Annotated in this window: 8 protein-coding genes; 2 read left to right on the top strand and 6 right to left on the bottom strand. The window is 73.8% G+C overall.

Going from position 1 to position 9,049, the window contains the following annotated elements; genetic code table 11:
* Nucleotides 1-56 precede the first annotated feature (56 nt).
* A complete protein-coding gene (locus VR44_RS28770; RefSeq protein ID WP_045950535.1) occupies nt 57-1,757 on the top strand; it encodes a flavin monoamine oxidase family protein in 1,701 nt (566 codons plus the stop codon).
* On the opposite strand, the gene VR44_RS28765 is transcribed toward VR44_RS28770, so the two are convergent.
* From VR44_RS28765 to VR44_RS28755, 3 genes are all read right to left on the bottom strand, one after another.
* A complete protein-coding gene (locus VR44_RS28765; RefSeq protein ID WP_245692392.1) occupies nt 1,754-2,473 on the bottom strand; it encodes a DUF5995 family protein in 720 nt (239 codons plus the stop codon). The two genes, VR44_RS28770 and VR44_RS28765, sit on opposite strands and share 4 nt — an antisense overlap.
* A gap of 76 nt (nt 2,474-2,549) precedes the next feature.
* Nucleotides 2,550-3,959: a uracil-xanthine permease family protein gene (locus VR44_RS28760; protein ID WP_045950534.1), complete on the bottom strand. Its 1,410-nt coding sequence runs from the start codon at nt 3,957-3,959 to the stop codon at nt 2,550-2,552.
* A 63-nt stretch (nt 3,960-4,022) separates the two neighbouring features.
* Entirely contained in the window at nt 4,023-5,243 is a 1,221-nt protein-coding gene (locus VR44_RS28755; RefSeq protein WP_045950537.1) for an MFS transporter, read from the bottom strand.
* A 52-nt stretch (nt 5,244-5,295) separates the two neighbouring features.
* On the opposite strand from VR44_RS28755, the gene VR44_RS28750 reads away from it, so the two are divergent.
* Nucleotides 5,296-6,468: an ROK family transcriptional regulator gene (locus VR44_RS28750; RefSeq protein ID WP_211275140.1), complete on the top strand. Its 1,173-nt coding sequence runs from the start codon at nt 5,296-5,298 to the stop codon at nt 6,466-6,468.
* 21 nt (nt 6,469-6,489) lie between these two features.
* On the opposite strand, the gene VR44_RS28745 is transcribed toward VR44_RS28750, so the two are convergent.
* The 3 genes from VR44_RS28745 to VR44_RS28735 form a co-directional block, all read right to left on the bottom strand.
* Complete coding sequence (locus VR44_RS28745) at nt 6,490-7,692, bottom strand: trans-2-enoyl-CoA reductase (RefSeq protein WP_045950533.1); 1,203 nt, start codon at nt 7,690-7,692, stop codon at nt 6,490-6,492.
* A 249-nt stretch (nt 7,693-7,941) separates the two neighbouring features.
* Nucleotides 7,942-8,712: an SDR family oxidoreductase gene (locus VR44_RS28740; RefSeq protein ID WP_045950532.1), complete on the bottom strand. Its 771-nt coding sequence runs from the start codon at nt 8,710-8,712 to the stop codon at nt 7,942-7,944.
* A gap of 144 nt (nt 8,713-8,856) precedes the next feature.
* Nucleotides 8,857-9,049, bottom strand: a 193-nt coding sequence (locus VR44_RS28735) for a carbohydrate-binding protein (RefSeq protein ID WP_045950531.1), incomplete at its 5' end; no start/stop codon positions are given.

Raw genomic sequence — 9,049 nt, 5'->3', positions numbered from 1 at the left:
CCCCCGCACCACCCCTCCCCAGCCCCGCCTGCTCTGCCGCAAGGAGACGTACCCCCATGACGTCCACGGTGCCCACCACCGCCGTCCCGCACGGCGACGGACAGCTCCCGCCGATCACCATGTTCGGCCCGGACTTCCCGTACGCGTACGACGACTTCCTCGCCCACCCGGCGGGCCTGGGTCAGATACCGGCGACCGAGCACGGCACCGAGGTCGCCGTGATCGGCGGCGGCCTGTCCGGCATCATCTCCGCCTACGAGCTGATGAAGATGGGCCTCAAGCCCGTCGTCTACGAGGCCGACCAGATCGGCGGCCGCCTGCGCACCGTCGGCTTCGAGGGCGCCGAGACCGAGGGCCTCACCGCCGAGATGGGCGCCATGCGCTTCCCGCCCTCCTCCACGGCCCTGCAGCACTACATCGACCTCGTCGGCCTGGTCACGGAGCCCTTCCCGAACCCGCTCGCCGAGTCCACCCCCTCGACGGTCGTCGACCTCAAGGGCGAGACCCACTACGCCGAGACGATCGCGGACCTCCCGCAGATCTACCGCGACGTGTCCGCCGCGTGGAACGCCTGCCTCGACGAGGGCGCGGACTTCTCGGACATGAACACCGCCATGCGCGAGCGGGACGTCCCGCGCATCCGCGAGATCTGGGCCAAGCTCGTGGAGAAGCTCGACGACGAGACCTTCTACGGCTTCCTCTGCAAGTCGGAGGCGTTCAAGTCCTTCCGCAAGCGCGAGATCTTCGGCCAGGTCGGCTTCGGCACCGGTGGCTGGGACACCGACTTCCCGAACTCCATCCTGGAGATCCTGCGCGTCGTCTACACCGAGGCGGACGACCACCACCGCGGCATCGTCGGCGGCTCGCAGCAGCTGCCGCTGCGCCTGTGGGAGCGCGAGCCCGAGAAGATCGTCCACTGGGCCCAGGGCACCTCGCTGTCCTCCCTGCACGAGGGCACCCCGCGCCCGGCGGTGACCCGCCTGCACCGCACCGCGGGTAACCGCATCACGGTCACGGACGCCTCGGGCGACATCCGCACCTACCGCGCCGCGATCTTCACGGCCCAGTCCTGGATGCTGCTGTCGAAGATCGAGTGCGACGACACGCTGTTCCCGATCGACCACTGGACGGCGATCGAGCGCACGCACTACATGGAGTCGTCCAAGCTGTTCGTCCCCGTCGACAGGCCGTTCTGGCTGGACAAGGACGAGGAGACGGGCCGCGACGTCATGTCGATGACCCTCACGGACCGTATGACCCGTGGTACGTACCTCCTGGACAACGGCCCGGACAAGCCCGCCGTCATCTGCCTCTCGTACACCTGGTGCGACGACAGCCTCAAGTGGCTGCCGCTGTCCGCGAACGAGCGGATGGAGGTCATGCTGAAGTCCCTCGGCGAGATCTACCCCAAGGTCGACATCCGCCGCCACATCATCGGCAACCCGGTCACCGTCTCCTGGGAGGACGAGCCCTACTTCATGGGCGCGTTCAAGGCCAACCTGCCGGGCCACTACCGCTACCAGCGGCGCCTGTTCACCCACTTCATGCAGGACCGCCTCCCCGAGGACAAGCGCGGCATCTTCCTCGCCGGCGACGACATCTCCTGGACGGCCGGCTGGGCTGAGGGCGCGGTCCAGACCGCCCTGAACGCGGTCTGGGGCGTCATGCACCACCTCGGCGGCTCCACGGACGCCACCAACCCGGGCCCGGGCGACGTCTACGACGAGATCGCCCCTGTCGAACTCCCGGAGGACTAGTACCCGACCGGTACTCCGGCCCCCGGACCACGGGCCGCCCCCGCGTCACCCACGCGGCGGCGGCCCGTTCTCATGCCCGCCACGGGGGTCAGCAGGCAGCGGCCCACCAGGCCGACCCCCGCGTCCAGGGACTCCTCGAACTCCTCCGCCAGGTCCGGCGACCGCCGCAGCGTCCACAGGAGCCGGGCCGCCGCCCAGGCCCCCGCCCGGGCCCGCTCCAGGCTCCAGGAGCCCAGCAGGTGCGTCAGCGGATCGGCGATCTCCAGGAGGTCCGGGCCCGGCATCAGGTCCTCCCGGATGCGCTCCTCCAGGGAGACCAGGGTGTCGCCGACCTCGTGGAAGTCGGCTTCGAGGGCCGCCGGTGAGCAGTCCAGCGCGCGGCAGGTGGACACCACCGCCAGGGCCAGGTCGTGCCCGATGTGGGCGTTGATCCCGGCCAGCGCGTGCTGCAGCGGCCGCACCCCGGGGTGGCGCCGGTACTGCAGGAGCGGGCGCCAGCAGGCCGGCGCCCGCTCCGACTCCACCGCCGTCAGGTACCGCTCCGCGAACCGTACGCTCAGCGCCTCGGCCCGCCGGGGCTCGGGGAAGCCCCCGTGCCCGATCCGCTCGTGCAGGGTCTGCGTCACGGTCAGGTACACCCGGTTGAAGACGGCCACGCCGTCCTGCGCGGGCAGCCGCTCGTCGAGGACGCGCATCCGCGCGAGTACCGCTTCCATGGGAGACAGCGTCACAGCCGCGGCGCCCGCCGCGGGGAACTTGGCCGTACGCTTCGCCGGTTCGGGCGAAACGCCGTCAACCCCGCTTGTCCCCGGGCTCCCCGGCCGGCTCCTCGGCGCTGTCGTAGTCCGAGGTGCCCGAGTCCAGCAGCGGCTCCTGGCGCTTGAGGTGCTCCGGCGCGAAATAGCGCAGCGCGTGGTAGCCGGTGATCACCACGATCGTGCCGAGCGCGATGCCGCCCAGCTCGAAGCTGTCGCTGAAGTGCAGCTTGACCCCGCCGACGCCGATGATGATGCCCGCGGCGGCCGGCACCAGGTTCAGCGGATTGCGCAGGTCGACCCGCCCGTTGAGCCAGATCTGCGCGCCGAGCAGGCCGATCATCCCGTACAGGATCACGGTGATGCCGCCCAGCACCCCGCCGGGGATCGCGGCGACGACCGCGCCGAACTTCGGGCACAGGCCGAACAGCAGGGCGAAGCCGGCCGCCGCCCAGTAGGCCGCCGTGGAGTAGACCCGGGTGGCGGCCATGACCCCGATGTTCTCGGAGTACGTGGTGTTCGGCGGGCCGCCCACCGCCGTCGACAGCATGGACGCGGCGCCGTCGGCGGCGATGGCCGTGCCGAGCTTGTCGTCGAGCGGGTCGCCCGTCATCTCGCCGACGGCCTTGATGTGTCCGGCGTTCTCGGCGATCAGCGCGATCACCACCGGCAGCGCGATCAGGATCGCCGACCACTGGAACGACGGCCCGTGCAGGTTCGGCAGCCCGATCCAGTCGGCCTCGCCCACACCCGAGAGGTCCAGCCGCCAGTGGTCCACGGCCTCGGTGCCGCCCGCCGGGGAGTGGATCTTCCCGAAGACCAGGTCGAAGACCCACGAGATCCCGTACCCGAAGACCAGCCCCAGGAAGATCGCGATCCGCGACCAGAACCCGCGCAGGCACACCACGGCCAGCCCGGTGAACAGCATGGTCAGCAGGGCCGTCCACTGGTCCTGCGGCCAGTAGGTGGCCGCCGTCACCGGCGCCAGGTTGAACCCGATCAGCATCACGACCGCGCCCGTCACCACCGGCGGCATCGCCGCGTGGATGATCCGCGCCCCGAACCGCTGCACGGCCAGGCCCGCCAGGAACAGCGCCGCACCGACCACGAACACCGCACCCGTGACCACCGCGCTGTCCCCGCCGCCGGCCCGGATCGCCGCCGCCACGCCCACGAAGGACAGGGAACAGCCCAGGTACGAGGGGACCCGCCCGCGCGTCGCGAGCAGGAAGACGGCCGTGGCGATGCCCGACATCATGATGGCCAGGTTCGGGTCCAGGCCCATGAGCACCGGCGACACGAAACTCGCGCCGAACATCGCGACCACGTGCTGGGCGCCGAGCCCGGCGGTGCGCGGCCACGACAGCCGCTCGTCCGGCCGCACCACCGCCCCGGGGGCGGGGGTCCGCCCGTCTCCGTGCAGGGTCCAGCGCAGGCCGAAGCCCATGTTCCACCACTTCCGTTCCGCCGAGAGGTCAGAGATCATGACCGCAGGGCGGCCAGCGACATATTACGGTCGGATAGCAGTGGGTTCGTCCCGATTGAGGGCATGTGCTCCACCCTCCGGCCCGGCCTTCGGCCGCAGCACCGCGGCCCCGCCGACCAGCGCGCACGCCAGCAGCGTCACCAGGCCGAACGAGACCACCAGCGAGGTCGCGTCCGCCACCGCCCCGATCGCCGACGGGGCGATCAGCCCCGAGGTGTACGTGATCGTCCCCGGGGCCTGTGCCGGGGCCGGTCCGCTGCGCGCCGCCGCGGCGAAGGCCAGCGGCACCACCACCGCGATGCCCAGCCCGATCATCCCGAACCCCGCCATGGCCGCCACCGGATGGCCGGCCGTCACCACCAGCAGCCCGCCCGCCGTGGCCAGCACACCGCCCGCCCGGACCGTGCGCACCGCCCCGAACCGGTCCACGATCCGGTCCCCGGCCAGCCGGGCCACTGCCATGGTGAGCGCGAACGCGGTGGTGGAGGCGGCCGCCGTACCGGCCTCGGTGCCCAGCACGTCCCGCAGGAACACCGCCGACCAGTCCAGGCTCGCGCCCTCGGCGAACACCGCGCAGAAGCCGACGGCCCCGATCAGCACGGCCGCCCTCGGGGGCCGGGCGAACCGCGGCGGCGCCTCCTCCCCGGGCTCGCTGCGCAGATCCAGCACCCCGCCCACGGCGACCAGCCCGGCGGCGGTCAGGGCCAGGGAGGCGATCAGGTGGTGCACCCGGGCGTCCGTCCCGGTGTGCGCCGCGACGGTCCCGGCGGCGGAGCCGAGCAGGGCGCCCACGCTCCACATCCCGTGCAGCGAGGACATGATCGAGCGGCCGAGCCGGTCCTCCGTCTCCACCCCGAGCGCGTTCATCGCCACGTCCGACATGCCGGCGGCCGCCCCGTAGGCGAAGAGGGCGCAGCACAGGGCCACCGGGTTCGGGGCCAGGCCCGGCAGGACCAGGGACAGGGTCCACAGCGACAGCAGCCCGCGCAGGGCGGCCCGGGCTCCGAAGCGGTGGTTCACCCGCCCGGCCAGCGGCATGGCCAGGGCCGCGCCGAGGGCGGGGAAGGCGAGGGCCAGGCCCAGGGTGCCCGCGCCGACCTGGGCGTGCTCCTGGATCCAGGGGATGCGGGTGGCGAAGGAGCCGGTCACGGCGCCGTGGGTGCAGAAGACTGCGGCTATCGCGAAGCGGGCACGGCGCAGCCGCGCCGGGCCGGTGCCGGGTTCCCCGGCCGTCACGGTCGTCATGCCCATAAAACTATCAGGGAGCCTGCCTGATAATTAAGACCCTTTCCTTAGGATGGGGATCGTGACCCCCGTGAAGGCGATGTCCCCCACCCCTCCCGCCCCTCCCGCCGCCCCGGCCTCGCCGAGCACGGCCCGGGCGATGAACGACCGGCTCGCGCTCGAACTCCTCCAGGCGGAGGGGGCGCTGACGGCGACCCAGCTCAAGCAGCTGACCGGACTCTCCCGTCCCTCCGTCGCCGACCTGCTCGAACGCCTCTGCGCGGCCGGACTGGTCGAGGTCGTGGGGGAGTCCGGCGAACAGCGGCGCGGCCCCAACGCCCGCCTCTACGGGATCGTGGCCCGCCGCGCCCATCTGGCCGCCCTGGACGTGCGCACCGACAGCGCGACGGCGGTGGTCACGGACCTGCTCGGCCGGCAGCTGGCCTCGGCGGAGCTCCCCGTCGACGCGGTGGACGAGGCCGTGGACCGGCTGGAGGCCCTGGCCCGCCGGGCCAGGGCGGAGGCGCTGCACACGGTGGTCGTCGGCGCGCCCGGCCTGGTCGCCCCCGCCTCCGGAGAGCTGCGCGACACCTCGGGCCTGCCCGCCTGGCACCGGGACCTGGTGGCCGCCCTCCAGCGGCGGCTGACCGCCGCGGTGGGGGTGGAGAACGAGACCAACCTGGCGGCCCTGGCCGAACAGCGCGTCGGCGCCGCGCGGGACCTGGACTCCTTCGTCCTGCTGTGGCTCGGAGCCGGGGTCGGGGCGGCCGTGGTCCTCGACGGCAGGCTGAGACGGGGTGCCTCCGGCGGGGCGGGCGAGATCGGCTTCCTGCCGGTGCCGGGCACCGCCGCGCTGCCCTCCGCCACCGACTGCGGCGGCGGCTTCCACGCCCTGGCCGGCGCGGCGGCGGTGGCGGCGCTGGCGGCGGAGCACGGCTTCGGCGGGCCCGTGGAGGAGGCCGTCGCCGGCGCCGCCGGGGAGGCCTTCCTGGACGCCCTCGCGGAGCGCCTCGCTCTCGGGGCGGCAGCCGTCGCCGCGGTCCTGGACCCGGGCTGCGTCGTCCTCGGCGGTGGCCTGGGCCGGGCGGGCGGTGACCCCCTCGCCGCCCGCGTGGCCCGCCGTCTCGCCGCCCTGAGCCCGGTCCCGACCGAGGTCCGCGCCACCGCCCTGGGCGATCCGGCGGTCCTGGAGGGAGCCCGCCTGGCGGCCCGCGAGGCGGCCCAGTCGCAGCTCTTCGCCGGCTGACCGCCCGCGGGGATCCGGGGCTCAGCCCAGTGCGGGCCACGGGACGTCGGTCTCGACCGGCCGGCCGTAGGCGACGTTCCCGACGTCCCAGCCGTAGAGGGCCCTGACCTGCTTCATGAACCAGTCGGCGCCGGAACGGGAGGCGTCCAGGGCGTGCTGCGGGTCGGCCCACAGCTCCCGGACCCGCTCCTGGACGCCCGGGTCGAGTTCCCAGCCGTCGAGCCGGATCCGTCCCTCCTCGTCGAGGATGAGCGGGGTGCGGCCTTCGAGCTGGTCCCAGAGGTCCACGGCCTGCTCGGCGGTCGTCCGGAAGCCGCCGTCCCCGAGGACGGTGCGGAGGAAGGAGGTGTAGAGGGCGATGGAGGGGATCGCGGTGGAGGCCTGGGTGACCGCCGCGCCGGCCACGACGGTGAAGGCGCGGCCGTCCTTCTCCTTGAGGAGGGCGGAGCCGTCCAGGTCCCGGGCGGTCCGCTCCAGATGTTCCTTGGCCGCGCCGATGGTGCCGTGACGGTAGACGGGTGCGGTGACCTCCGAGCCCACGTAGGTCAGGGCCGCGGTGGTGAACCCGTCGGCCAGGAGCCCGCGGGAGGCCAGGGCCCGGACCCACAGGGCCCAGTCGTCGCCTCCCATCACCGCGACCGTGGCACGCGCCTCCGCATCGGTTCCGGGTTCGAGCCGGGTCCACGTCACGGCGGGGGTGGCGGCGGAGAAGTCGAGGGCGGGGGCTTCGTACGCGGCGCCGAGCGGTTTGATCACCGAGTGGTGGACCTCACCGGTACCCGGGTCGGTGCGGCGGGGGGCCGCGAGGCTGTAGACGAGGTGGTCGACGGGGCCGTAGTGCTCCTCCAGCAGGTCCGCGACCCGCGATCTGGCGTCGTCGGAGAACGCGTCGGTGTTCACGAAGCGGAAGTCGTGTCCCTCCTCGGCGACGAGCTCGGCGGTGGCCGCGGTGCGGTACCAGCCGGCGCCGGCGGTACGGCGGCCGGTGTCGGGGGCCTCGAAGGCGACGCCGATACCGCGGATGCCGTGCCGGCGCAGCCCGGCCACGACCGTGGCCAGGCCGTAGCCGGCGGAGTGCCCCAGGACCAGGGCGACCGGGCGGCGGCCGTCGGTGCGGGCCGGGACCGCCTCCCACATGTCACGGACGGTCCGGGCAGCGCCTTCGGGGTGGGAGTTGACGATGAGGAAGCCGCGCTGCTTGGGCTCGATCTGGCGAAGGCTCACGGGGTGTCCGTTCCGTCCGGTGCGAGAGGGGCGAGGAGGGCGCGCAGGCCCGCTACGGTGTGCGGGCGGGCGGCCGGTCTCCTGGTACGGGAGCCTATTCACGGGACTGCCCAGGACTTATGACGGTGAGTCACCCGGAACGCGTACGGTCCTTGTGGTCTGCGGGCCTTGACATTCCTCCGATGCCCACGGGGCGGTTCGGCCGCGCACGCCGCTCCGCGCGGCGGCCCCCGCCCCGGAGGCACCCCCCTACGCGCGCCCCGTCCCCCGGACCCGCCCGCGCCGCTCCACGTAGTCGTCGAAGGTGATCCGCCCCACCGCCCGCCCGGGCGCCGCCAGGATCCCCCCGCGCCGGCACGCGGCGTACGCGCGGCCCGCCAGCGGCACCCCGAGCACCCGTCGCCGGCTGCCCGTCGCCGCGAGCCAGACCCCGGCCCACTCCTCCAGCGGGCGCGCTTCCGGCCCGCCCACGTCCGGCACCCGCCCCGCCGCCTCCGGCACCGCCAGCTCCGCGAGCCGGTCCGCGACCTCCTCGACCGCGACCGGCTGCACCCGTACGCCCTTGGGCAGCGGCACCACCGGCAGCGGGAGCCGCGCCGCCACGCCCGTCACCCGGGCCACCAGGTCGTGGAACTGGGTGGTCCGCAGGATGGTGACCCCGAGCCCGGAATCCTCCAGCATCCGTTCCACCCGCAGCTTCGTCCGGTAGTAGCCCAGCGGCACCACGTCCACCCCGACGATCGAGATGTACACCAGGTTGGTGACGGTCCCGGCCCGCCGGGCCGCGTCGATCAGGTGCCGGGCGGCCACGTCGTCGCCCCCGCGCGGGGAGCTCGCGCAGTGGACGACGACCTGCGCGCCCGCCAGCGCCGCGTCCAGCCCGCTGCCGTCGCGCAGGTCGACCGGGAACTCGGCCGAGCTCCGGCTCAGCGCCCGGACCTCGTGGCCCTGTTCCCGCAGCATGCCGACGACCAGGGCACCGAGATTGCCGGTGCCGCCGGTGACGAGGATGGTGCTCATGGTGGGGGTGTCCTTCCGCGTGGGAGTGCCTGCTCCCACAGGACAATCCGGGGCCGCCGAGTGTGACGTCCGCGCGCCCGGACGTGCGAGGACCCGGTGGCCGCCGGGCCACCGGGTCCTCACGTGCGGTTCACCCGCCGGGCGTCAGCAGGCGCCGAGGTCCTGCCAGACGCCCCACTGGCCGGTGGTGCCGGGCTCCTCGTTCTGCGTCCACCACTGGGCCTTCCAGTTGTGGCCCTTGTGCGAGACGACCGTCCCGCCGGTGTAGACCGTGCCCGCCACGTACGCCGGGTTGGTGCAGGTCCCGCCCGGAGGCGTGGTCGGCGGGGTGGTGGGG

The organism is Streptomyces katrae (assembly GCF_000966975.1).
In the GTDB taxonomy this organism is placed as follows: Bacteria; Actinomycetota; Actinomycetes; order Streptomycetales; family Streptomycetaceae; genus Streptomyces; species Streptomyces katrae.
Note: the sequence above shows the minus strand (reverse complement) of the source record. Positions and strands in the feature narration are given on the sequence as shown.

Bases quoted from the DNA above. Each gene is read 5' to 3' on its own strand.
- VR44_RS28760 (WP_045950534.1), bottom strand. From the start codon at position 3,959: ATGGGCTTCGGCCTGCGCTGGACCCTGCACGGAGACGGGCGGACCCCC.
- VR44_RS28765 (WP_245692392.1), bottom strand. From the start codon at position 2,473: ATGGAAGCGGTACTCGCGCGGATGCGCGTCCTCGACGAGCGGCTGCCC.
- VR44_RS28770 (WP_045950535.1), top strand. From the start codon at position 57: ATGACGTCCACGGTGCCCACCACCGCCGTCCCGCACGGCGACGGACAG.
- VR44_RS28750 (WP_211275140.1), top strand. From the start codon at position 5,296: ATGGGGATCGTGACCCCCGTGAAGGCGATGTCCCCCACCCCTCCCGCC.
- VR44_RS28755 (WP_045950537.1), bottom strand. From the start codon at position 5,243: ATGACGACCGTGACGGCCGGGGAACCCGGCACCGGCCCGGCGCGGCTG.
- VR44_RS28740 (WP_045950532.1), bottom strand. From the start codon at position 8,712: ATGAGCACCATCCTCGTCACCGGCGGCACCGGCAATCTCGGTGCCCTG.